Raw genomic sequence first — 419 nt, 5'->3', positions numbered from 1 at the left:
GCTCACGCTTCTCTGGGATCACCCGCACGTCGTGGACGGTGTACGCCAGCATGGCCACCTCCTTGGAGTCCGCTGCCCGGACGCTGCGCGCACACCTGCAGACACCCGTTCGGGCCCCCACAGGGAGGATCTCTCCGGTCCCGTCGCCGGGCAGCGGACGTCTGGGCGCGGCGAAGCCCCCGGCCGGTGAAGGGGCGCGGGGGCTTCGCCGTGCGTCTGCGGTGGGTCAGCAGGACTCGGTGTCCTTCACCGCGAACAGGGTCACCGCGGTGTCCGTGGGGTGCGTGCCGGCCTCGGGCTCCTGGCTGCACACGGTCCAGTTGCGGTCGAAGACCTGGAGTCGCTTCTGGCCGCTGGCGTCCTGGTCGTCGAGGACGCAGAACCCGGCGGCCTGTGCTTCGTCCTGCGCGGCCTGGAGG

The 419-nt window shown here is 71.8% G+C and carries 1 pseudogene; it reads right to left on the bottom strand.

Annotated features, from left to right (window positions below):
• Nucleotides 1–226: 226 nt before the first annotated feature.
• Nucleotides 227–419 (bottom strand): annotated as a pseudogene (locus IF17_RS0135820) (hypothetical protein); the annotation flags it as partial.

The organism is Streptomyces cyaneofuscatus (assembly GCF_000718135.1).
Lineage (GTDB): Bacteria > Actinomycetota > Actinomycetes > Streptomycetales > Streptomycetaceae > Streptomyces > Streptomyces cyaneofuscatus.
Note: the sequence above shows the minus strand (reverse complement) of the source record. Positions and strands in the feature narration are given on the sequence as shown.